At 67.7% G+C, this 23,552-nt stretch carries 22 protein-coding genes; 1 reads left to right on the top strand and 21 read right to left on the bottom strand.

Annotated elements, in window-relative coordinates; all coding sequences use genetic code 11:
• Positions 1-166: 166 nt before the first annotated feature.
• The 21 genes from rnhB to AC5P76_RS05960 form a co-directional block, all read right to left on the bottom strand.
• Entirely contained in the window at positions 167-826 is a 660-nt protein-coding gene (gene rnhB / locus AC5P76_RS06060) for a ribonuclease HII (protein ID WP_065181173.1), read from the bottom strand.
• Positions 823-2,082, bottom strand: a complete 1,260-nt coding sequence (lpxB, locus tag AC5P76_RS06055; protein ID WP_180875673.1) for a lipid-A-disaccharide synthase — start codon at positions 2,080-2,082, stop codon at positions 823-825. Before lpxB ends, rnhB begins: the two co-directional genes overlap by 4 nt.
• Complete coding sequence (lpxA, locus tag AC5P76_RS06050; RefSeq protein WP_053519894.1) at positions 2,079-2,870, bottom strand: acyl-ACP--UDP-N-acetylglucosamine O-acyltransferase; 792 nt, start codon at positions 2,868-2,870, stop codon at positions 2,079-2,081. The genes lpxB and lpxA overlap by 4 nt, the downstream gene beginning before the upstream one ends.
• 18 nt (positions 2,871-2,888) lie before the next feature.
• Complete coding sequence (fabZ, locus tag AC5P76_RS06045; protein WP_053519893.1) at positions 2,889-3,347, bottom strand: 3-hydroxyacyl-ACP dehydratase FabZ; 459 nt, start codon at positions 3,345-3,347, stop codon at positions 2,889-2,891.
• Positions 3,344-4,366: a UDP-3-O-(3-hydroxymyristoyl)glucosamine N-acyltransferase gene (gene lpxD / locus AC5P76_RS06040; RefSeq protein WP_445393753.1), complete on the bottom strand. Its 1,023-nt coding sequence runs from the start codon at positions 4,364-4,366 to the stop codon at positions 3,344-3,346. Before lpxD ends, fabZ begins: the two co-directional genes overlap by 4 nt.
• Positions 4,367-4,807: 441 nt before the next feature.
• Entirely contained in the window at positions 4,808-7,228 is a 2,421-nt protein-coding gene (gene bamA / locus AC5P76_RS06035; RefSeq protein ID WP_180875671.1) for an outer membrane protein assembly factor BamA, read from the bottom strand.
• Between the two features lie 74 nt (positions 7,229-7,302).
• Positions 7,303-8,661, bottom strand: a complete 1,359-nt coding sequence (rseP, locus tag AC5P76_RS06030; RefSeq protein WP_460256396.1) for an RIP metalloprotease RseP — start codon at positions 8,659-8,661, stop codon at positions 7,303-7,305.
• Positions 8,662-8,721: 60 nt separating this feature from the next.
• Positions 8,722-9,912 carry a 1-deoxy-D-xylulose-5-phosphate reductoisomerase gene (gene dxr / locus AC5P76_RS06025; protein ID WP_065174697.1) on the bottom strand — a complete coding sequence of 397 codons (1,191 nt, stop codon included), beginning with the start codon at positions 9,910-9,912 and terminating at the stop codon, positions 8,722-8,724.
• A 2-nt stretch (positions 9,913-9,914) separates the two neighbouring features.
• Positions 9,915-10,751 carry a phosphatidate cytidylyltransferase gene (locus tag AC5P76_RS06020; RefSeq protein ID WP_053518308.1) on the bottom strand — a complete coding sequence of 279 codons (837 nt, stop codon included), beginning with the start codon at positions 10,749-10,751 and terminating at the stop codon, positions 9,915-9,917.
• On the bottom strand, positions 10,748-11,515 hold the full coding sequence (gene uppS / locus AC5P76_RS06015) for a polyprenyl diphosphate synthase (RefSeq protein ID WP_065174698.1): 768 nt from the start codon (positions 11,513-11,515) through the stop codon (positions 10,748-10,750). The genes AC5P76_RS06020 and uppS overlap by 4 nt, the downstream gene beginning before the upstream one ends.
• 5 nt (positions 11,516-11,520) lie before the next feature.
• Positions 11,521-12,075 (bottom strand): ribosome recycling factor, encoded by a 555-nt coding sequence (gene frr, locus AC5P76_RS06010; RefSeq protein WP_053518312.1) that lies wholly within the window; start codon positions 12,073-12,075, stop codon positions 11,521-11,523.
• 97 nt (positions 12,076-12,172) lie between these two features.
• On the bottom strand, positions 12,173-12,901 hold the full coding sequence (gene pyrH / locus AC5P76_RS06005; protein ID WP_053518314.1) for a UMP kinase: 729 nt from the start codon (positions 12,899-12,901) through the stop codon (positions 12,173-12,175).
• A 120-nt stretch (positions 12,902-13,021) separates the two neighbouring features.
• Entirely contained in the window at positions 13,022-14,557 is a 1,536-nt protein-coding gene (locus AC5P76_RS06000; protein WP_111185787.1) for a sensor domain-containing diguanylate cyclase, read from the bottom strand.
• Between the two features lie 203 nt (positions 14,558-14,760).
• The gene (tsf, locus tag AC5P76_RS05995) at positions 14,761-15,639 is read right to left on the bottom strand and encodes a translation elongation factor Ts (protein ID WP_053518318.1); all 879 of its coding nucleotides are present in this window, start codon (positions 15,637-15,639) and stop codon (positions 14,761-14,763) included.
• Positions 15,640-15,764: 125 nt separating this feature from the next.
• A complete protein-coding gene (gene rpsB / locus AC5P76_RS05990; protein ID WP_053518321.1) occupies positions 15,765-16,571 on the bottom strand; it encodes a 30S ribosomal protein S2 in 807 nt (268 codons plus the stop codon).
• A gap of 219 nt (positions 16,572-16,790) precedes the next feature.
• Positions 16,791-17,489 carry a fimbrial biogenesis chaperone gene (locus AC5P76_RS05985; protein ID WP_253119017.1) on the bottom strand — a complete coding sequence of 233 codons (699 nt, stop codon included), beginning with the start codon at positions 17,487-17,489 and terminating at the stop codon, positions 16,791-16,793.
• A gap of 5 nt (positions 17,490-17,494) precedes the next feature.
• Entirely contained in the window at positions 17,495-17,743 is a 249-nt protein-coding gene (locus AC5P76_RS05980) for a hypothetical protein (protein ID WP_253119019.1), read from the bottom strand.
• Between the two features lie 84 nt (positions 17,744-17,827).
• Positions 17,828-18,874: a Csu type fimbrial protein gene (locus AC5P76_RS05975; protein ID WP_065174699.1), complete on the bottom strand. Its 1,047-nt coding sequence runs from the start codon at positions 18,872-18,874 to the stop codon at positions 17,828-17,830.
• Positions 18,871-21,225 (bottom strand): fimbria/pilus outer membrane usher protein, encoded by a 2,355-nt coding sequence (locus AC5P76_RS05970; RefSeq protein WP_164150838.1) that lies wholly within the window; start codon positions 21,223-21,225, stop codon positions 18,871-18,873. Before AC5P76_RS05970 ends, AC5P76_RS05975 begins: the two co-directional genes overlap by 4 nt.
• Before the next feature lie 7 nt (positions 21,226-21,232).
• On the bottom strand, positions 21,233-21,985 hold the full coding sequence (locus AC5P76_RS05965; protein WP_253119021.1) for a fimbrial biogenesis chaperone: 753 nt from the start codon (positions 21,983-21,985) through the stop codon (positions 21,233-21,235).
• Entirely contained in the window at positions 21,985-22,515 is a 531-nt protein-coding gene (locus tag AC5P76_RS05960; RefSeq protein ID WP_053518329.1) for a Csu type fimbrial protein, read from the bottom strand. The genes AC5P76_RS05965 and AC5P76_RS05960 overlap by 1 nt, the downstream gene beginning before the upstream one ends.
• Before the next feature lie 240 nt (positions 22,516-22,755).
• Between AC5P76_RS05960 and map the strand changes: the two genes are divergently transcribed.
• A complete protein-coding gene (gene map / locus AC5P76_RS05955; RefSeq protein WP_111185881.1) occupies positions 22,756-23,532 on the top strand; it encodes a type I methionyl aminopeptidase in 777 nt (258 codons plus the stop codon).
• The last annotated feature ends 20 nt before the right edge of the window (positions 23,533-23,552 follow it).

Genomic DNA, 23,552 nt, shown 5'->3' with positions numbered 1-23,552 from the left:
GGGAGTTCGTCGCCGGGGTCGGGAAGCGCTGGAATGCCCGGTCAGGGTAGCGAGGGCAGGGGGAGGCGACAAGCTCTTGACGGCGCGTCGATTGCGCGAACAGGCCGCCGGGCATGGCCCGGCGCTACCGCGGCAATGTGGGCGCACGATGCCCGGCGGCGGTTGTTCAGGCGATGGCCGCGGCCGCCGGGTTTTCCAGGCATTCACGCACCGGGGCGAAACTGCGCCGGTGCTCGCCACAGGGGCCGTGTTCACGCAGTGCCGCCAGGTGGGCCGGAGTGCCGTAGCCCTTGTGCTGGTCGAAACCGTAGTGCGGATGCTGTACGTGCAGGTCCTGCATGTACCGGTCGCGCGACACCTTGGCCAGGATCGAGGCCGCCATGATCGCGCGGTCGATGCCATCGCCACCAACCAGCGCCTGCGCCGGCAGTACCAGCCCCTTCGGAACCACGTTGCCGTCGATGCGGGCGAAGCCGGCCACGTGGGCCACGGCCGCCACCACGTCGCGCATGCCCTGCAGGGTGGCCTGGTAGATGTTCAGGCGGTCGATCGCTGCCACGTCCACCAGCACCACATGCCAGGCCAGGGCGCGATCGATGATTCGATCGTACAGCTGCTCGCGGCGCGCGGCGGTGAGCTGCTTGGAGTCATCCAGGCCGTTGATGCGCGGGCGGGCAGGATCGAATACCACCGCCGCGACGGCGACCGGCCCGGCCAGCGGGCCACGGCCGGCCTCATCGACACCGGCGACCAGGCGGTCCGGTTCAACCCGCAGTGAACCGTCGAACAGGGCCAGGCTGGCTGCGGCGGCGTGGCGGCGGCTCATGCCTTGTCCAGTTCGCGTACCAGCAGCTCGCCGACAGCGTCGGCGGCGCGTGCCGAGGCATTGCGGCGCAGGCGTTCATGCAGGCGCGAATAGGTTCCCTGCAGGTCGGCGGCCCGTTGCGGATGGTCGAACCACTGCTGGATGGCGGCGGCCAGCTTGTCCGGCGTGCAGTCGTGCTGCATCAGCTCCGGTGCCAGGTCCTGGCCGGCCAGGATGTTGGGCAGGGCGAAGCGGTCGACCTTGATCAGGCCCAGCGCCTTGACCAGGCGGTACGTCAGTTCGTTGACGCGATAGCCGACCACCATCGGCCGCTTCACCAGCATGGCTTCCAGGGTCGCGGTACCGGAGGCGAGCACCACCACGTCGGCGGCGATCATGGCGTCGCGGGCCTGGCCATCAAGCACATGCGAGTAGGCGACCGGCAGCGCCGAACGCGACAGCTGTTCCTCGATCAGGCGACGGCAGGCGGCATTGGCGGCAGGCACCACGACGTGCAGCCCCGGAATCCGTTCGGAAACCTGCCACGCGGCCTCGAAGAACGGCTCGCCCAGGCGCGAGATCTCGCCCAGGCGGCTGCCCGGCAGCACCGCCAGCACCTTGGCCGTGGCCGGCAGGCCCAGCGCAGCACGGGCTTCGTCGCGGTTGCCCTGCAGCGGAATGTCATCGGCCATCGGATGACCGACAAAGCGCGCGTCGATTCCGTGCCGGGCGTAGATGGGGGGTTCCATCGGGAACAGGCACAGCACGAGGTCGGCACTGTTGCCGATCTTCTCGGCGCGCTTCTCGCGCCACGCCCAGACCGAAGGGCTGACGTAATGCACGGTGCGCACGCCACGCTGCTTCAGCCAGCGCTCGATGCCCAGGTTGAAGTCCGGCGCATCGATGCCGATGAACACGTCCGGCTGCCACTCGAGCGCGCGCTGGCGGAAGGCCGAGCGCAGCTTCAGCAGGCGCGGCAGGTGGCGCAGGACTTCGGTCAGCCCCATCACCGCCAGTTCGCTGGCGTCGTGCCAGGTCTGGCAACCGGCATTGCGCATGGCATCGCCGCCGATGCCGGCGAACTCGGCGTTCGGGAAGCGGGCCTTCAACTCGCGCACCAGGCCGGCACCGAGCAGGTCGCCGGAGGCCTCACCGGCCACCAGTGCGATCCGCAGCGGCCGCTCGCTGAGCACCCGCTGTGCAGGCACACTGCCGGCCAGGGAGGCCAGCGGAATGACAGCGGCGCCGGCCGGCGCCTGGCCGGGCGTGCTGCTCATCGCAGCAGGGGCCTCTCTGCGTGTTCGATGAACTCCAGCATGGACTTCACGTCCTCGCTGTCGCGCGCCTGTTCAACCAGCTGCTGCTTGGCTTCGGCCAGCGGCAGGCCGGCCACGTACAGGGTCCGGTAGGCACGCTTGATGGCGGAGATGCGTTCGGCATCGAAACCGCGGCGCTTCAGGCCTTCACTGTTGATGCCGCGCGGGCGGCCCAGCGAATCGGAGCCCACCATGGTGAACGGCGGAACATCGCCGTTGGTCAGCGCACCCATGCCGAGGAAGGCGTGGGCGCCGATGCGGCAGAACTGGTGGGCACCGGCGAAGCCGCTGATGATCACGTAGTCGCCGACAGTGACGTGGCCGGCCAGCGTGGTGTTGTTGGAGAACACGCAGGCGTTGCCGACGTGGCAGTCGTGTGCCACATGCGTATAGGCCAGCATCCAGTTGTCGTCACCGATCGTGGTGATGCCACCGCCGCCGCCGGTACCGCGGTTGACGGTGACGAACTCGCGGAACACGTTGCGGTCGCCGATCACCAGTTCGGTGCGTTCACCGGCGAACTTCTTGTCCTGCGGCTCGCCGCCGATGGCTGCGTGGCCGATGAAGCGGTTGTCGCGGCCGATCCGCGTCGGTCCGAGAATGCTGCAGTGTGGGCCGACGACCGTGCCTGCGCCGATGTCCACATCGGCACCGATCAGGGTGAAGGCACCGACCTGCACATCGTCGGCCAGCCGGGCGGACGGGTCGATGACGGCGGTGGGGTGGATCCGTGGGGCGTTGTCAGTCATTCCTGGCTCCGTTATGGCTCAGCCCTTGGCACCGGCGCACATGACCTCGGCAGAGGCCACCACTTCGCCGTTGACCTTGGCTTCGCCGTAGTACCAGCCCATGTTGCGGATCAGCCGTTTCATCTGCACGTCCAGCAGCAGCACATCGCCCGGCACCACCTGCTTGTTGAAGCGGGCGTTCTCCACCTTGACCATGTAGAACAGCTTGGACTGCGCATCGCGGCCGAGCGAGAGCTGGGTCATCACACCGCCGGCCTGCGCCAGTGCCTCGATGATCAGCACGCCGGGCATGATCGGGCGGCCCGGGAAATGGCCCTGGAAGAACGGCTCGTTGATGCTCACGTTCTTCTGGGCAAGGATGCGCTTGGCGTCCACATCCAGCTCGAGGACCTTGTCCACCAGCAGGAACGGGTAGCGGTGCGGGATCAGCTCCTGGATCTGGAGGACATCGATCGGAAGCTGCAGCGTGTCGTTCATTCTTTCTCCTTGCTCACAGCCAGGATGCGCCGGGCCAGCGTATCGAGCTGCTTGAAGCGCGCGGCGTTCTTGCGCCACGTGCGGTTGTCGGTCAACGGGGTGCCGGACGAATACTCGCCCGGCTCATGGATGGAGTTGCGCACCACCGATTTGCCGGTGATCACGACCTTGTCGCAGATCTCCAGGTGGCCGACCACGCCTACGTGGCCGCCGAGCAGGCAGTAACGTCCGATCTTGGCGCTGCCGGCAATGCCGGTGCAGCCCGCGATGGCCGAGTGCGCGCCGATCTGCACGTTGTGTGCGATCTGCACCAGGTTGTCCAGGCGCACGTCTTCGTCCAGCACGGTGTCTTCCAGCGCGCCGCGGTCCACGCAGGTGTTGGCGCCGATTTCGCAGTCGTCGCCGATGCGCACGCCGCCAAGCTGCGGCACCTTGATCCACCTGCCCGCGTCCATCGCCAGGCCGAAGCCATCGGCGCCGAGCACGGCGCCGGGGTGGACGCGCACACGCTTGCCCAGCCGGACGCGGGTGACCAGGGTGACCCGGGCGATCAGTTCGCAGCCGTTGTCCAGGCTGCAATCCTCGCCGATCACGCTGCCGGTGCCGATGATGCAGTTCTCGCCGACCACGCTGCGGGCGCCGATGGACACGAACGGACCGATATGGGCGCTGGCTGCGACCTGGGCGGTGGGATCGATGACGGCGCTGGGATGGATGCCCGGCGGGCGCGTCGGTGCGATGTCGAACAGCGCGGCGATCTTGGCGAAGGTGGTGTACGGGTCCTTGGCCACGAGCGCGGCGCCGGGAGCCGCCTCGGCATCGTCGGCACGCAGCACCACCAGCGAGGCCTGGCTGTCGGCCAGCTGGGTGCGATAGCGCGGATTGGCGAGGAAGGTCAGCTGGCCAGGGCCGGCATGGGCGAGGGTGGCCACGCCATTGATGGCGGTGGCGGGGTCGCCATGGACCTGCAGGCCGAACTGCTCGGCGAGTTGCTGGGCGGTGTAGGAGGGAGTATTCACGGCGGGAGTTTAACGTGTGACGCCATTGCGGTCATGCGGGGGGCAGTTGTGCAGCCAACGGCGGGGCCCCTCGCGGCCGGCAGAGCCAGGCTCATGGGCTGGGTCGGACGGGTCGGGGCTGCGGGGGACGGCGCAAGTACGTCCCTGTAGCCTTGATCGCCGCATCCATGCGGCTCACACCCCCGCAGCCCCGACCCGCCCGACCTCTGACAGCGTGGCGCGAGTGCCAGCCGCGGAAAACAGAAAAGATCAAAAGCAGATCGTGCGCTTCAGCCATCCGGGTTAAACGAAAACGCCGGGCAGAGCCCGGCGCTTCGTACCCCGTCTGGTGGAGAGCCCCCCTTCTGTTAAGGGGGGCGCGCCAGCGGCGCGGGGGATAGGGGGTAGGTCGGGACCCGCTGCTTGCGCAGCAAGCCGCGGCGCACCTTCGGTGGTCAGTTCTTAGAACTGCCCACCGAAGGTGAATTGCAGGCGCTCGATCTTGTCGTCGTCTTCCTTCTTCAGCGGGAACGCATAGCTGATCGAGATCGGGCCGACCGGGGCGCGCCACAGCAGGGCCACACCGGTGGACACACGCAGTTCGTTGGCCTTGAAGTTGTCGGCGCCGTTGTAGACGTTGCCGAAGTCGACGAAGGCCGACACGCGGGCCGACGGGCTGTCGAACAGACGCGGGAAGTAGGCTTCGATCGAACCGACGGTCTTCAGCGAGCCACCCAGCGGCTGGCCTTCCGGATAGCCGGAAGTGACTTCGCGCGGGCCCAGCGTGTTGTCCTCGAAGCCGCGCACCGAGTTGGTACCGCCGGCGTAGAAGTTCTCGTAGAACGGCAGGCCGCTGGCGGTCACCGTCTTCCTGTAATCCGGTGAGCCCGGGTTGCAGTTGACCGTCTGGGTCGGGTTCGGGTTGGCCTCGGTCGGCGCGGTGTAGCAGAGATCACGCGAGGTGTCCTTGCCATAGCTGTCGCCGTAGCCGATTTCCGCACGCGTGTTGATCACCAGCGACGGCATGATCGGCCAGTACTTGGAGATCTGGTAGTTCAGCTTGTAGTACTCGACGGTCGAACCCGGCAGCGTGGTCTCCAGGCCGATGCGCTGGTAGGTACCGCGGGTCGGCATGAAGTAGTCGTTGCGCGAGTCGCGCGCCCAGCCGAGCTCGGTGCGCCAGGCATGGAAGGTGCGGCGGCCGACGGCGTTGATGTAGTCGATGATCGATTGCGGCGTTGCGTTCTGGTACGTCGAGATCTGGTTGCTGTCGATGCCGAACATCAGCGAGACCGAGTCGGTTTCGGTCAGCGGCACGCCGAACACCACCTGCGCGGCACCGTTGGTGCTGTTGTACTGCGCGGTGTTGAAGTCGGAGTAGTCCAGTTCGCGCCAGGACAGGTTGTAGCCCAGCGACACGCCGTCATCGGTGAAGTACGGGTTGGTGTAGCTGAAGCCATAGCGCTGCAGGTAGCTGCTGCGCGAGGCTTCCACCGACACGCGGTTGCCGCCGCCGAGGAAGTTGTTCTGCGACAGCTGCACGGAGGTGGTCATGCCGTAGGACTGCGAGTAGCCCAGGCCGAACACGAAGCTGCCGGAGGTGGTTTCCTTGACGTTGTAGACGACGTCGACCTGGTCGTTGCTGCCGCTGACGGCCGGGGTTTCCACATCCACCGATTCGAAATAGCCCAGGCGCTGCAGGCGGATCTTGGAGCGGTCGATCGCGGCCTGCGAGTACCAGCTGTTCTCGAACTGGCGCATTTCGCGACGCATCACCTCGTCGGAGGTGCGGGTATTGCCGCGGAAGACGATACGACGCACCGACACGCGTGGGCCCGGCACCACCTGCATGTTGATGGCAACGGTCTGGTCAGCACGGTTGGTGGTCGGGATCGGGTTCACCTTGGCGAACGCGTAGCCGATGTTGGACAGCGAGTTGGTGATCGTGTCCGAGCTGAATTCCAGCAGCGCCCGCGAGAAGGTGTCGCCGGACTTCTGGATCACCATGCGCTCCACGTCCTCCTGCGGGAGGATGGTGTCGCCGCTGACCTTGATCTCGGAGATCTTGTACTGCTCACCTTCGGTCACGCCGGCGGTGAGGAACATGTCGCGCTTGTCGGGGCTGATCGACACCTGGGTGGAGTCGATGCTGAAGTCGACGTAGCCCCGGTCGAGGTACCACGAGTTCAGCTTTTCCAGGTCGCCGGACAGCTTTTCCTTGGAGTACTGGTCATCGCGGCGGTACCACGAGGCCCAGTTGTGCTCCTTGGATTCCCAGGTTTCCAGGATGTCCTTGCTGTCGTACTTCTCGGTGCCGACCAGGTTGACATGGCGGATCTTGGCCGCCTTGCCTTCCTTGATCGCGATGGCGATGTCCACACGGTTGCGGTCCAGCGGGCTCACCGTCGGGGTGATCTCGACGTTGTACTTGCCGCGGTCGTTGTACTGGCGGCGCAGTTCCTGGGTCACGCGGTCCAGGCTCAGGCGATCGAACGTGCCACCTTCGGTCAGGCCGATGTCGGACAGGCCCTTGAGCAGCTGGTCGGACTTGATGTCCTTGTTGCCGGTCACGGTCAGCTTGTTGATCGCCGGGCGTTCCTTGACCGTCACCACCAGGATGTTGCCCTGGCGGTCCAGCTGCACGTCCTCAAAGAAGCCGGTCTTGTACAGGGCGCGGATGGTTTCGCCGACCTTGCTGTCGGTGACCGTCTCGCCACGCTCCACCGGCAGGTAGGTGAATACCGTACCCGAGCTGATGCGCTGCAGGCCGTCGACGCGGATATCGCTGACAGTGAAGGGCTCGGCTGCCTGGGCCAGGGCGGGAGCGCCGGTGACGGCGGCGAGGGCGAGGGCCAGCAGGCGGCGATTGGGGAGTCGCGTCATGTCACGTCCGGTAGGAAGGTCGATTTCATTGGTGCGGGATGCCGACGCTGTAGACGGCAACAACGTGGAAAAGTTCATCGCGGGACCAGGCCGAGGATGTCGTTGTAGAACGCCAACCCCATCAGCCCGGCCAGCAACGCCAGGCCGATGTATTGGCCGGCGGCGATGGCACGCTCGCTCAGCGGGCTGCCCTTGACCAACTCGATAAGGTAATACAGCAGGTGGCCGCCGTCCAAGATCGGGATCGGCAGCAGATTGATGATGCACAGGCTCAGCGACAGCAGCGCGAGGAACTGCAGGAACCAGTCGAGCCCACGTTTGGCCGATACATTGGCCACACGGGCGATGGTGACCGGGCCGGAAACGTTCTGCAGCGAGGCCTTGCCGGTCACGATGCGGGCCATCATGCCCAGCGAGTCGGCGGCCAGCCGGCCGGTTTCACGCACCGCCACGGTGACCGCGTCCAGTGGCCCGTAACGCAGCAGGGTGTCGTAGGCCGGGCTGTAGGTGGTGGGGAAACCGACGCCGATCTGCCAGACCGGCTCGCCCTTGCCGTCCTTGCCCTGGCGCGGAGTCACTTCCAGTGCCAGCCGCTCGCCGCCACGCAGGACTTCGATCATGCCGGGGCCGCCGGTGCGGCCCAGGGCCTGGATTTCGCCGATCACCTGGTCGACGCTGTCAATGCGCTGCCCGTCGATGGCCACGATGAGGTCGCCCGGCTGCAGCTGGCCCGCAACAACGGAATCCGGTGTGAGCCTGTCGACCAGGGCTGGCTGCAGCCATGACTGCCAGTACAGGCCCGCCAGGATCGGCACCCGCCGTTCATCGAAGCCTGCCGGCAGCTGCGACAGCGGCAGGGTACGGGTATGCACCTGGTCACTGCGGTCGATCACGTCCAGCGTGACATCACGACGGTCCATCGCTGCCGCGGTCAGGGCCATGCTGGCCTCGCCCAGGGTGCTGACCGGGCGGTCGTCCACGCGCAGCACGCGGTCACCACTGTTGAGCCCCGCCGTCGCCGCGATGCCGCTGGTGCGGCCGAGGGTGGGCGAATAGTCCTGCTTGCCGATCACGAACATCGCCCACAGCAGCAGGATGCACAGCAGCAGGTTGGCGAGCGGGCCGGCAGCGACGATGGCGATGCGCTGCCAGACCGTCTTGTGGTTGAACGCCTGGCCGCGTTCCTGCGGATGCACCTCGACTTCGCGCTCGTCGAGGAATTTCACATAGCCGCCCAGCGGAATCGCAGCAATGGCGAATTCGGTTCCATGCCGGTCGCGCCGTGACCACAGCGGCCGGCCGAAGCCGACAGAGAAGCGCAGCACCTTGACGCCGCACAGGCGGCCGACCCAGTAATGCCCGAGCTCGTGGAAGGTGACCAGCAGCCCCAGGCTGACAATCATCCACCAGACCGATCCGATGAAGTCAGTCATGCAGGCTCACGTTGGCGGGCAGGGGCGGCGTCGTCATGCAGGGCTGGGCAGGCGGGCGGTTCAGGCGGCGTCGATGGCGTTCAGGGTCAGCAGGCGTGCGCGCTGGTCGGCGGACAACAGGACCTCCAGTGTATCGGCTGGCTCGGTCGGCAGTGTTGAAAGAGCGTTAGCAACCAGCGCCGGGATGGTCAGGAAACCGATCCGGCCCTGAAGAAACGCTGAAACGGCCTCCTCGTTGGCGGCGTTCAGCATCGCCGGGGCGGTGCCACCGGCGCGCATCGCCTGCCAGGCCAGCGCCAGGCAGGGGAAGGCCTCGGTATCGGGCGCCTCGAAATCCAGCCGGCCCTGCGCCAGCAGATCCAGCCCGGCCACGCCCGAGGCGATGCGCTGCGGCCAGCCCAGGCCAACGGCCAGGGTGGTGCGCATGTCCGGCAGGCCCATCTGCGCCAGGGTCGAGCCGTCGACGAATTCGACCAGCGAATGGACCAGGCTCTGCGGATGGACCAGCACCTCGATGCGTTCACCCGGCACGGCGAACAGGTGGTGGGCCTCGATCACTTCCAGGCCCTTGTTCATCAGGGTCGCGGAATCGACCGAGATCTTCGGCCCCATCGACCACTTCGGGTGGGCCACGGCCTGGGCCGGGGTGACCTGCGCCAGTTCGGCGCGGCTGCGGCCACGGAACGGGCCACCGGAGGCGGTGAGCAGGATCCGGCGCACCCCGGCGCCTTCGAGGCTGGCGTCGCGCGAGCGCAGGCACTGGAAGATGGCGCTGTGCTCGCTGTCGATCGGGATGATCTCGGCCCCGGCACGTTCGGCGGTACGGGTCAGCAGTTCGCCCGCCAGCACCAGTGATTCCTTGTTCGCCAGCAGGATGCGCTTGCCCGCGGCGGCGGCGGCCAAGGTCGAGGACAGCCCTGCCGCGCCGACGATGGCGGCCACCACGGTGTCGCAGGCGTCACTGGCGGCCAGCTGGTCCAGCGCTGCCTGGCCGGCGTGGGCCTGGGTCGCCAGGCCGGCCTCGCGCAGGCCGTCGCGCAGCGCAGGGTACAGGGCCTCGTCGGCGATCACCGCGTGCAGGGGCTGATGCTGGCGGCACAGCGCAAGCAGCGCCTGCACCTGGCGGCCGGCGGCAAGCACGGTGGCCCGGTAGCGCTGCGGATGGCGCGCGATCACATCCAGGGTGGAGGCACCGATCGATCCGGTGGCGCCGAACACGGCGACCCGGCGCAGGTCTGCTGCTGCATGCATGGTCAGAATCCGAAGATTTCCTTGCCCAGCGCGAACACCGGCACGGCTGCCAGGACGCCGTCGACACGGTCGAGCACGCCACCGTGGCCCGGGATCAGGTTGCCCGAGTCCTTGGCACCGGCATGGCGCTTGATCAGGCTCTCGAACAGATCGCCCAGCACCGAGGCCAGCACGGCGACCACGGACGTGATCAGCAGGCCCGGCAGGTGGGCCAGGTCGATACCGGCCAGCCAGCCCAGGCCGACGGCCACGGCCACGCCGGCCAGCAGGCCGCCGACCAGGCCTTCCCAGGTCTTGTTCGGGCTGATGCGCGGGGCCAGCTTGTGCCTGCCGAAGCGGCGACCGGCAAAGTAGGCGCCCGAATCGGCGGCCCAGACCAGCGCCAGCGCGGCCAGCAGCCACAGATGCCCCTGCCGGCCGGGCGGGTCGCCGCCGGCGTGGATCAGCACCAGCGCGGCCCAGGCCGGCACGATGGCCAGTGTGCCGGCCAGCAGCTTGAGGATGCGCGCGGGGCTGCCCGGCTGTGCACCGAAGTTGAAGAAGCGCAGCCAGACCAGCGCCGCCAGCCACCAGGCGACGCCGACCAGCGTGGTGATCTGGAACAGCACCAGGGTACTGCCGTCGGCCCACACCAGCAGCACCATCAGCAGCAGGTTCAATACCAGCAGCACGGTGCGCGCCAGGGTGTCTTCAACGTCGGCCAGCTTCAGCCATTCCCACAGGCCGATCAGCAGGACGGCGGCGGCCGCGGCGGCCAGCCATTGCGTCGGCAGCAGCAGGATCGCGGCAATGGCGACCGGCGCCATGATCAGCGCGGCGAGGACTCGGGTCTTGGTCATGGGCTGGACGTCTCAGTGGCCAGGGCGGCGATCTGGGCGCTGGTCAGGCCGAAGCGGCGCTCACGGCCCGCATAGGCATCCAGCGCCTGTTGCAGCATCGCGGCGTCGAAGTCCGGCCACAGTGCCTCGGTGAACCACAGCTCGGTGTAGGCCAGCTGCCACAGCAGGAAATTGCTGATGCGGGTGTCGCCACCGGTGCGGATGAACAGGTCCGGTGCCGGCAGGTCGGCCAGGGCCATCTGCCGGCCCAGCAGCGCCTCGTCGATCTGTTCGGGCAGCAGGCGACCGGCCGCCACTTCGGCAGCCAGTGCGCGCGCCGCGCGGGCGATGTCCTGGCGGCCGCCATAGCTGGCGGCGATCGACAGGGTCAGCGTGGTGTTGCCGGCGGTGCGCTGTTCGGCCAGCTGCATGCGGCTGACCAGCGAGGCGCCGAAGCGCTCGCGCTCGCCGATGAAGCGCACGCGCACGCCGCGGCGGTGCAGCTCGTCCACTTCGCGGTCGAGCGCACCCAGGAACAGCTTCATCAACGCATCGACTTCGTCCTGCGGCCGGCCCCAGTTCTCGCTGGAGAAGGCGAACAGGGTCAGCGCCGGGATGCCCAGTTCAAGGCAGCGCTCGATGGTGCGGTTGACCGCGCGCGCGCCGGCACGGTGGCCGATCACGCGCGGGCGGCGGCGCTGCTGTGCCCAGCGTCCGTTGCCATCCATGATGATGGCGACGTGGCGGGGCAGGGCGGCCGGCAGGGGAGGCGGGACTGAAGGCATCGACTTCAGACCGACAACAGTTCCTTTTCCTTGTCCGCGACGACCTTGTCGACATCCTTGATGTTGCTGTCGGTCAGCTTCTGGATATCGTCTTCGCCGCGCTTCTTCTCGTCTTCGCTGATCGCCTTGTCCTTGACCAGCTTGGCGATTTCCTTGTTCGCGTCCTGACGGATGTTGCGGATCGCGATCTTGGCGCCTTCGCCTTCCTTCTGCACCTGCTTGACCAGTTCCTTGCGGCGCTCTTCGGTCGGCGGCGGCATGTTGATGCGGATCGCGGTGCCCAGCGTATTCGGGGTGAACTCGGCGTTGTACAGCCCCTTCTCGATCTCCTTGATCATGCTCTTGTCGAACGGCGTGACCAGCAGCGAGTGGGCGTCGGCGTTGGAGATCGAGGCGACCTGGTTCAGCGGGGTGCTGGCATTGCCGTAGGCATTGACGGTGACGCGGTCCAGCAGGGCCGGAGTAGCACGCCCGGTGCGGATCGAGGTGAGGGTGTGCTTCAGAGCGTCGATGCTCTTGGCCATGCGCGTCTGCGCGTTGTTCTTGATGTCGTTGAGCATCGCCCGGGTCCTGGATGTAACTGGAATCGGGCGATTATAGGCGAATACGGGACGCTGCCGGGCCTGGATCGGCCCGGGCGTCGCCTTGCGCTCAGGCTCAGGCCGGGTCGCGGCCCTGGACCAGGGTGCCGATGTTCTCGCCGCTGAGGATCTTCAGCAGCTCGCCCGGCTGGCCCATGTCGAACACCCGCATCGGCAGATCGCTGTCGCGGGCCAGTGCGAAGGCGGCCGTGTCCATCACTTCCAGGCCGCGGCGGATCACTTCGTCGTAGCTCAGGCTGTCGAAGCGGACCGCGTCGCTGTGCTTGTTCGGATCCTTGTCGTACACGCCATCGACCTTGGTGGCCTTGAGCAGCAGGTCCGCACCGATCTCGATGGCACGCAGGGCTGCGCCGGAATCGGTGGTGAAGAAGGGGCTGCCGACGCCGGCGGCGAAGATCACCAGCCGGCCTTTTTCCAGGTGACGGATGGCGCGGCGGCGGATGTAGTCCTCGCACACGTCGTTGATCTTGATCGCGCTCATCACGCGGGCCTTGGCGCCCAGCTTCTCCAGGGCGTCCTGCATGGCCAGCGCGTTGATGACGGTGGCCAGCATGCCCATCTGGTCGCCGGTGACCCGGTCCATGCCGCCGGCAGCCAGGCCGGCGCCGCGGAAGATGTTGCCGCCGCCGATCACCAGTGCCACTTCGGCCCCTGCCTGCTGGGCCTCGATCACTTCACGGGCCAGGCGGTTGATGACCTTCGGGTCGATGCCGTAGTCCTCGTCTCCCATCAGCGCCTCCCCGGAGAGTTTCAGCAGGATGCGGCGATAGGCGAGCTTGGACATGGGGACCTCGGGTGCGTGGAAATCGCGGGCGATTCTACGCGCATGCGGCGCCCGGCCAAAGTGTTTTGTGCACTGCGGCGCAAAATCGGCTGGATCGCCCCGCTCATCGGGGCGTCCCGTTCAGCCCGCTTCGAGGCCGGCAGTGGCGGACAGTTCGTCGTGGCCCAGCGCGCCGGGGGAGCGGGCGATCACCCGGTTGCGGCCCAGGTTCTTGGATCGATACAGCACGTCATCGGCGGCGCGCAGCAGGTCCTGCACGTCGGCGAAGCGTTCGTAGCCCCCCTGCGTGGCCACGCCGGCGGAGAAGGTGACGAACAGCGGCCCTCCCTCGAGTTCGGCCATCGGCGTGGCGACGATGTTCGCCAGTACGCGCCGGATCACCTCCAGCGCTACCGATTCGCTGGTATTGGGCAGCAGCGCCACGAACTCCTCGCCACCGAAGCGGGCGACGGTGTCGCTGTTGCGCAGCTGGCCCTGCAGTTTGCCGGCGAAGGCGCGCAGCACCTCGTCGCCGGTCAGATGACCGTGAGCGTCGTTGATCTTCTTGAAGTCGTCCAGGTCGATGAAGGCCACCGAAAGCGGCCAGCCATGCCGGCCGGCGCGCAGGAATTCCTGCTCCAGCACCGCTTCCAGCTGGCGCCGGTTGAGTACGCCGGTCAGCGCGTCGCGGTGGGCCTGGTCGGCCAGCCGCTTGGCGCGCGCCTCGAATTCATCGGCGCGTCGCCGTGCCTGGTCGGCATCCTGCAGTTCGCGCAGGTTGCGCAGGGTGGCCAGCTCCTGTGCGTGATCGATCAGTTCGTGCACCCGCGCCGGAGAATTCAGGCCGGCTTCGAACAGGCTGGCGATATCGGGCAGGGCATCGCTGATGCGGGCCAGGACCTGGTCGAAGCGGGCGCTGTCCAGATCCAGGCGGTCATGCACCTGCTGCAGCGCCCGTTCGCGGGCCGCGTCGGCGTCGCCGTCCAGCCAGATGTCGGCGACCGCGCCGGACAGTTGCACGCACGCCTGGAAGGGCGAATCGGCGGCGTCCTCGTCTTCGCTGTGGCTGATGCTCTCCACCAGGTAGCGCGGCAGGCCCCACTGCTCGGCCACCCAGGCGCCGACATCGGCGTGGCTGCAGCCCAGCACGTTGCGCTCGCGGGCAACCAGGTCGAGGTTGTCGCGTGCTTCACGCAGCAGGGGCAGGTAGCGCTCGGCTTCGGCCTGGGCCAGGCACAGCACGCCCATGTCCTGCAGCAGTCCGGCCAGCATCAGTTCTTCCAGGCGGCGCAGCCCGCGCGCCTGGCCAAGCTGGCTGGCAGCCAGTGCACTGAGGATGCTGCGCTTCCAGGCCCGCTGGCGCAGGTCGTGATCGGCACCGCTTCCGGTCAGTCCCTGGGTGACCGTGAAACCCAGCGCCAGACTGATGGTGGCGTTGAGGCCTAGCATGGTCAGTGCCTGGCCGAGATTCTCGATGCGCCGCCGGCTGGCATACAGCGGCGAGTTGGCGATGCGCAGCATGCGGGCGCTGAGCGCCATGTCGATGGCGATGATGTCGGCGGCGGTGGCGATGTCCGCTTCCGGATCCTGGGCCAGTTCGATGATGCGCAGGGCAATACCGGGTGGCGAGGGAAGGTTGCGGCAGAGCGCCAGGGCAGCTGTCAGCTCGGGAGGCATGGCGGATCGTTCAATTCCATTAGGGCAAGAATACCTAGGAATTCATCACAGTCTGCGACTTTCTATCCTGCTATGTGACTGAGGATTCCCTGCGCCGAGTATCGGCCTGATTCGCGCGCAACGCAAAGTTCACCGACGGCATAAAAAAAGAGCCGCGGTTCCCCGCGGCTCCTTGTGGTCGCTTCACAGCCGGAAGGCTGGACTCAGACCTGCATCGCCTTGGCAACTTCGGCGGCGTAGTCTTCCACCACCTTCTCGATGCCTTCGCCGACGACCAGCAGCTGGAAACCAGCGACGTCGGCACCGGCGGCCTTGACCACCTGCTCGACGGTCTTGTCGCCGTCCAGCACATAGGCCTGGCCGTACAGGGTCACTTCGCTGACGATCTTGTTGATCTTGCCGCTGATGATCTTTTCCAGGATATCGGCCGGCTTCGACTTGTCCTTCTCGGACATCTTGGCCAGTTCGATTTCCTTTTCCTTCTCGACGAAGTCGGCCGGAACGTCGGCGGCCTTGTTGTGCGGCGGCTTCAGCGCAGCCACGTGCATGGCCAGGCCGCGGGCCAGTTCGGCGTCGCCGCCGACCAGGTCCACCAGGACGCCGACCTTGCCATTGGTGTGGACGTAGGCACCCACGGTGTTGTTGCCGTCGACCTTGGCGATGCGGCGGATCTGGATGTTCTCACCCAGCTTCTGCACGGCCAGGGCGCGGGCTTCTTCGACGGTCTCGCCGGAGGCCAGCTTGGCGGTCTTCAGCGCTTCGACGTCGGCAGCGCCCGATGCCAGGGCGGCAGCGGCAACGGCGTCGACGAAGGTCTTGAAGTTGACGTCGTTGGCGACGAAGTCGGTTTCCGAGTTGACTTCGACCAGCACGGCCTTGCCGCCGTCCTGTGCCAGGCCCAGACGGCCTTCGGCGGCCACGCGGTCAGCCTTCTTGTCGGCCTTGGCAGCGCCGGACTTGCGCAGCAGTTCCGCCGCAGCGTCGATGTCGCCGGCGGCTTCGGTCAGCGCCTTCTTGCATTCCATCATGCCGGCGCCGGTGCGCTCGCGCAGTTCCTTGACCAGGGAAGCAGTGATTTCCACGGGATTACCTCACGAAAGAAAGGGGTTGGGCCGGCATGGTGGCCGGCCCGTATGACATGGTCCTGTCACGCGCCGAGGGCGGCATGCAGGAGGGGTGGGCGCTGGGGCCCACCCCGGGGCCTGGATCAGGCCTGGGCTTCGTCGCCCTTCTTGGCGGTCTTCTTGGCCGGAGCGCGACGGGCCGGCTTCTCTTCGCCTTCAGCGGCGGCTTCAGCGAACTCTTCCTCGCGCACCGAGGCGGCGTGCGGAGCAGCGGCCTTGCCTTCCAGCACGGCGTCGGCGGCGGCACGGGCGTACAGCTGCACGGCGCGGATGGCGTCGTCGTTGCCCGGGATGGCGTAATCGACCAGCTCCGGGTTGTAGTTGGTATCAACCACGGCGATCACCGGGATGCCGAGCTTCTTGGCTTCCTTGATGGCGATGTCTTCGTGGCCGATGTCGATGACGAAGATGGCGTCCGGCAGACGGTTCATGTCCTTGATGCCGCCCAGCGAGGCTTCCAGCTTGTCGCGCTCGCGACGCAGGCCCAGCACTTCGTGCTTGACCAGCTTCTCGAAGGTGCCGTCGGTTTCACCGGCTTCCAGTTCCTTCAGGCGGGCAACCGACTGCTTGACGGTACGGAAGTTGGTCAGGGTGCCGCCCAGCCAACGCTGGTTCATGAACGGCATGCCGCAACGCTCGGCTTCTTCCTTGATGGTTTCGCGGGCGCTGCGCTTGGTGCCCAGGAACAGGACGGTGCCGCGCTTCTGGGCAACCGACGAGATGAAGTTCATCGCGTCGTTGAACAGCGGGACGGTCTTTTCCAGGTTGATGATGTGGATCTTGCCGCGGGCGCCGAAGATGTACGGAGCCATCTTCGGGTTCCAGTAACGGGTCTGGTGGCCGAAGTGGACGCCGGCTTCCAGCATCTGACGCATGGTGACCTGGGGCATTGCAGTACTCCTGATATGGAACCAGCGATTCCGCCCGCGGGACAGGTATGCGGGACGCGTGGAAGCGCGATCGGTTCCGGGGTTGGGCTTCCCTGTTGCCTCCGTGGCCGAACTCCTTGCGGAGCACCCCGGCACGGATGGGGGCAGCAGGTGTGGATTCACCGGTGACGTCCGGTGTGGACGGGGTCCCGCGCACGGGGCGGCAGGACATCCCGGCGATTATAGCCCGGCGGGCGGGTTCACCGCAATTGACGGGTCCCATGCGTCCAGAACGACCTCCCGGCCGTCCTGCAGGCGGGCCCGGAAGCGGCCGCCGAGATAGCCGTCGCGGCGTGCCGGCAACGTCCAGCGCCTTTCCCGTCCTGCCAGCACATAGCCGGCCAGGCCCGGCAGCAGCACGCTGCGATGGCCGCCGACGGACTCGAATGAAAGCCCGTCCAGGCGCGCATGCAGGCGGCCCGGGTTGTCCAGTCGCAGATGAGTCTGCGACCCGTTGGATTCGACGCGGGCACGCACGGCCGGGCGCACTGACGACGCAGCCGCACCCTGGAACAGCGGCAGCGAGTAGCGTGGCAGGCTGCTTCTGCCGGGGGCGAGCACGATACGGTAGGCCTGCTCGGCGGCGACCGGGACGGCGCTGCGGGGCAGCAGCCAGACCCGCTGGCGGGCGCCGGGCGCCAGATCCAGTCGGGTCGGACTGGCCAGGATGCGGTCGCTCGGCTGCAGCCGTTCGGCGTCCAGCTGCTGCTCCCACGCCAGGATCTGCACCTCGCCCTGCCAGCGCTCGGGGCCGGGGTTGTGCAGCCAGAGTTCGGTGCGGCCCCCTTCGGCGGGCAGCTGCAGGGTCGTGGGCAGCAGGTCCAGTGCGGCGGCAGGCAGCCCCGGCAGCAGCAGGAACAGGGCAAGGAGTGCGCGCATCGGCATCAGTAGATGAATGTCGGCGCGGCGGAAGCGTCGTCGGTGGGCGAGGCTGGCGCGGGGGCGAGTTCACGCAGCTGTGCCGGCAGCTGCGGGGCATCGCTGCGCTGGTGCGGAACGGCACACGCGCGGCCGCCGGCATCGGCCTGGCAGGCTTCCACTACGACCAGGCGCACCTGCACCGGGGCTGCCGGCTCGGCCCAGGCCAGGGGGGCGGCGAGCATCATCGCCAGGATCGGAACTGCGCGAACCACCTGTCATCCACCGTGCCGGGATACCTGCTGGACGCTATCGGCCGGGCGCGCCGGATCTGTAGGGGCAGGTGCTCGCGGCACCGGCTAGTAGGTGATCGTCACCTGCACCACATCGTTGTAGGTACCTGCCGGCGGCTGGCCGGTGACCGGCGGCACCCGGCCGTAGATCGTCAGTTGCTGGGCACTGCCGGTACCGGTTCCGCTGGCGGTATCGACCGTGAGCGTGTTGCCCCAGCGCTGGTTGCGTGCGCTGTCGCGGTACAGTTCATAGGCCAGGTAGTAACTGCTGCCCCCGATGGTGGTGCGCATGCGCCGGGTCGGGGTGGCCGGGGGATTGTTCTGGCCGTTGTCCAGGCCGATCTGGAATGCCGTGTTCTTCAGGCAGGTCAGGGTCAGGGTGGCGGTCCGGTCGATGTTGCTGGTGATGCTGCCGGTGACGTTGCCGAAGTCCAGAGGGGTGGTGAGGTAGCTGCCGCACTGTGGCAGCACGGTCGCGGTCGCGATGAAGCTGAAGGCCGCGCTGGCGCTGTTGGTACCGGTGGCGCCGCCGTTGCAGGTGGCCGGTACGGTGGCGTTGCCGAGCAGCACTTCGTTCCAGGCCCAGGTCAGCACCACGTCGGCGCCGCTGAAGGTGCTGCTGTAGTTGCCCGCGGCCAGCACCTGGTTGGCCGGGATCTGTGCGAACAGCTGGGTGGACTGCGCGCCGCTGCCGCCGACCACCAGCGGCACGTTGTAGGTCATGGTCAGCTCCTGCGCTGGCGGCGTACCGCGGGGAACCAAGCCGGTGACCTGGCTGTAGCCGGCATTGTTGTAGAGCTGGAAGTTCAGGGTGTCGGGAGGGGTGCCGGTACTGGTGCGCAGGGTCCGCCAGGTGCTGCTGCTGCCACCGCCGCTGCCGGCACCGATGCCCACGCACACGCGCACGCCGGTAGTGGCCAGCAGGCTCAGCGCCGCCGTCGTGCAGGTGACGGTGATGTTCAGCGTGGCCGAGGTGGGCCCGGGGGCATTGCTGTTGACGTTGCCGAACGGCAGGGTGGGGTTGGCGGTGGCCGTGCACACCGCCGCCGCGTGCGCCGGTGTGGCGGCCAGCAGGCCGAGCACGAGCAGCAGGCCGAGCAGGGGCACCTTCATGGCGCCACCTCGGGAATGCACGGTACCGGTGCCGGGCGGGGCCGGGCGCCGCTGGCAGCCACTTCCGGTGTGGCCGGCACCTTCACCCGGCACTGGCTGCGGCTGGTGGTGATATACAGCACGCTGCCCGGCGCCACGTCCTCCAGGTACAGCAGGCCGTCGTAGCCGACGGTGGCCTGGCGACCCTGCGGCAGCTGCACTTCGCTGCCCACCTCCAGCGGTTGTCCGGCCATGTCCTGCAGGACCAGGGTCAGCGACGGCCGCGAGCGCAGATGGAACGTCACGCCGGTGCCGGCGCGCTGGCGGGGTGTCACCCAGTCCTCGACGCGGTCGGCGCGCATGTCCGCCGGCAGGTCGAGAGTGTCGATGGAGACCCGGTTGCGCTGCCACGACAGCAGGGGGCTGACCAGCAGCAGGCCACGGTCGTCGGTGACGCCGATCAGGCGGTTTTCCAGCCGTACCGGGACACCGGCGACGCCGCTGGTGCTGACCACCGCGAAGGCGTCGGAGACCTCGCGGGTGGCAAAGGTGTGCCCGTCCATCCACACCAGGCTGCCGCTGGCGCTGGCATAGGCGTAGTCAATGCCGGCCTGGCGCGATGCGCCGAGCGCGTAACGCCCCACGTCGTTGAGGATGCCGACCTCGGCCAGGCCGCCTGTGCCCTCGTCGCCCCCGCGCACCTGCGCGCGCCAGCCGATGCCGCCGGCACTGCCATCGCCGGGGACCGGCTGGGTGATATCGGCCACCCAGGCCTGGCTGTCGCCGTTGCGCTGGCTGGAGAGGCTGGCCTGACGGTTGTTGCCGAGGCTCGCGCTCACTGACAGGTAGATGTTGCGGTCGTCGCTGCTGTCCAGATTCTGGTTGACCGAGAGGTAGGCCGACCAGCGCTGGCTCCAGGTGCGCGACCAGAACAGGCTGGCATAGCGGTTGTCGTCGCCATCGGGGTAGCGCAGCCGCAGGTAGCTTGCGCTCAGCGTTCCCAGCCCCAGCAGATCGAGACCGGCAGTGGCCTGTTCGCTGATGCGCGGGGGCAGATTGTCCTGCAGCGCGCCGAGATCACGGTAGTCGCCGTGGGTGCGTACGCTGCGCACATTGAAATTGAAGCGGCGGTTGTTCCAGCTGTAGCCCAGTGCCCATTGGCCGCCCTGCAGGCCCTGCAGGCGGCTGTGCGCGTAGGCGGCATTGAACACGCCGGCCTCGCCCGCCAGCCACCAGCCACCGACGCCGGCCTGCAGCAGGCCGCCACCGCCTTCGGCGTGCGCTTCGCCGGTAAAGGTGTCGCTGATGCCACCACGCCAGCTGGCGCTGGCCACCGTGCGGCTGTCGTACTCGAAGGAGCGTTCGCCGAACGCTTCGCGCAGTTGTCCGGCACCGACCGACCAGTCCGACAGGCCCTTGGCCAGCAGCTGCTGGGTGCCATAGAAGCTGAAATCCAGCGTCTGCATGCGGCCGAAGGCATCGGTCACCACAACCTGCGCGGTGCCGGTGCCGCTGATGCCCGGCTGTGCCGCCAGCTGGAACGGTCCGACCGGCACCTGGCCGCTGTACTGGCGCAACCCGTCGACGTACAGCTCCACCGTTGACGGCACCACCGCCTCGCCCAGGAAGCCGGGCGTCGGTGTCAGCACGCGGTAGGGCTGCAGCCCGTAGTTGCGTCCGACCTGCACGCCGCCCAGGCGCACCGGCCGGGTCCAGTCGACAAAGCCGCTGTAGAAATCACCGATCTCCAGCGTGGTCGCCGACTCGGGAAAATCCAGTGTCCAGTGCGTATCCAGGCGCACGCTTTCGCTGCGCCAGTGACGGTCGTCCGGCTGCTGGTAGCGACGGGTGACCGCCGTGTTCTCGAAGGTGCCGCTGCCGATGCCGAACAGGCGCAGTTCCGAGCTCAGGGTAAGGTTACCGAGTGCTTCGATGCGGCTGCCGTACACGTCGTAGTTGAGCAGCAGGCCCGGCGAGGCGCTGCCGGCCGGCGTACGCACCTGCGGGCGGCCGAGCAGGGTGGTGGGCAGGGTCAGCTGGTCCAGCGGCACATCCAGCGCCAGTGTCTGCAGCTGGGCGTCGTAGCGCGCGACCACGCCGCTGATCTGATCCAGAAACACCGGTGCATCGCCGGTGGCGCTGAAGCCGAGCTGGCGCAGCACCTCCGGGCTGGCCTGCAGGCGGCCACGTGCTTCAGTGAAGGGCAGCAGGCCGCGCGGCGTGCTGTTCAGCGAGACGTCCAGGTACAGTGTCTGGCTGGCCGTCAGCGGTGTCGGGGGAGGCAGCAGGGCATCGGCGGAGACGCCGGAGATGCCGGACACGTCGGCGGCCGGAGCCGCGGGAACCCACGCGGCAGCGAGCACCGTGCCCACCACCGCCTCAGCGAGCCGGTGGCGGCGATAGCGGTGTCTGCGTCGACTCGCCATTGATCTTGGCCGTGATCTGGTCGTTGTCCCGGTCGACAGCCGTGCGCTCCACGGGCCAGCGCATCACCTGGCCGGGCAGCACATAGCCCAGCAGGCCGGGGTGGACGATACGCGGGCGTTCGACACTGCCCAGCGCCAGGTCGGCGATCTGCGCGTAGCTGTCGCCGGAATTGCCGATCTCGACGCCACTGCGACCATCGTCCAGCCGCAGCAGGCGTGCCTGCAGGCGCGGCGCCGGCGTGCCCCCGGCCGGCTGGATGAATACCGGGATCGAATAGCGCAGCACGAACTGCATGCCGCTGGCGCGGGTGGCCAGGTCCGGCACTTCGTCGACGATCAGGCGGTAATGCTGCTGGGAGCCCGGTGCCTCGCTGTCCGTGCGCATCACCCGCACCAGCTGCTGCTGGCCTGCGGCCAGTTCCTGCATCGGTGGGGTGGCCAGCAGTCCATCGGCAGGCAGCAGCTGCTCATTGCCATCCTGCTGGACCCAGCGGAACACCCGCACCTGCAGCTTCACCGGCGCGGTCCCGCTGTTGGTCAGCCACAGCTCGGCGGCACGCTGGCGGGGCTCCAGCTGCAGGGTGGTGGGCGCGACCTGCAGGCTGGTGGCGGCGGAGGTGGCCACGGCGCTGGCCAGCAGGCAGGCGAGCAACGCCACGCCGGCGGCGCGCCACAGGCGGGGTCGGGACATGGAGGCGTGCTCCATCAATAAGTAATCGTGGCGGTGATCGTGTCCAGGTAGTTGCCGGCGGCCGCGTTGTTGGTGCTCAGGTTCAGGATCTGGCCGTAGACGATGTAGGGAACCGCCAGGCCCGTGCCGATGCCGGCCTGGGTATTGGTGCCGGTCGTCGACCCCCAGACCAGGCTGTGTGCCGCGTCGCGGTACAGCTGGTAACCGACGTAGTTGTTGGCGGTCACCGCCGCGTCGGTGTTCTTCATGCGCCGGGTGGTGACGTCGCCGGCCGTACCGGCGTTCGCACCCGCGTTCAGCGCGATCGTATACGGGGTCAGCGCAGAGCACTGGGCGGTCACCGTGCCCTGGCCCAGGGTAGGTATCGCGGTGGTCGATGCGGCGGTACCGAAGTCGACGTTGGTGGCGGCCGCGGCCGTGATCGTGCAGGCCTTGGTGACCACGAGGGTGACGTTGAAGGTGGTGGTATCGGCCGCCAGCGCCGGGCCGGCCAGCAGCAGCGCGGTCATGGCCCCGGCAAGGGAGGAGCGCAGTGGGATTCGCATGGACAACCTCCTTGACCCGAAGGTCCGTTGAACAAGGCGAAGGCGGCACGTTCGAGGCCGCTTCGGCGACGCTGGCGCCAGCTTAGGACCGCCAAGTGTCTGTAATCCGTGATAAACAGGGGCTGCGTAATGTGGGCGCGATCACGCTTTCGCTCGCCTTGCCGGAACTGTGCATGGCCGGGAACGTCCAGTTGGGTGGCGTTCGTTCAGATTGCGGCCGGATCGGCGATAATGGGCGCCATGAGCGTGAATCTGAAAACCCCGCAGGAAATCGAGATGATGCGCATCGCCGGCCGCCTGGCCAGCGAAGTGCTCGACATCGTCACCCCCCACGTCAAGCCCGGTGTCACCACCGAGGAACTGGACCGCATCTGCCATGACCATATCGTCAACGTGCAGGGCGCCATTCCGGCCAACGTCGGCTACCGCGGCTTCCCCAAGACCGTGTGCACCTCGGTCAACAACGTCATCTGCCACGGCATTCCGAGCGAAGGCAAGGTGCTCAAGGACGGCGACATCGTCAACATCGACGTGACCGTCATCAAGGATGGCTGGCACGGCGACACCAGTCGCATGTACTTCGTCGGCACACCGTCGGTGATGGCGCGCCGCCTGGTGGAGACCACCTACGAAGCGATGTGGCGCGGCATCCGCGCGGTACGTCCGGGGGCGACCCTGGGCGACATCGGCCACGCGATCCAGAGCTATGCCGAAGGCGAGCGCTTCAGCGTGGTGCGCGAGTACTGCGGCCACGGCATCGGCAAGGTCTATCACGACGAGCCGCAGGTGGTGCATTACGGTCGCCCGGGGCAGGGCCTGGTGCTGCAGCCGGGCATGACCTTCACCATCGAGCCGATGATCAACGAGGGCACCCGTTACAACAAGGTGCTGCCGGATGGCTGGACCGTGGTGACCAAGGACCGCAAGCTGTCGGCGCAATGGGAGCACATGATCGCGGTCACCGAGACCGGCGTTGACGTGCTGACCCTGTCGCCGGGCGAATCGCAGGTCTCCTGAGGATGCTGCCGGCGAGTTCG

The sequence above is a fragment of the Stenotrophomonas sp. YJH_SMC_36 genome (assembly GCF_059369935.1).
Note: the sequence above shows the minus strand (reverse complement) of the source record. Positions and strands in the feature narration are given on the sequence as shown.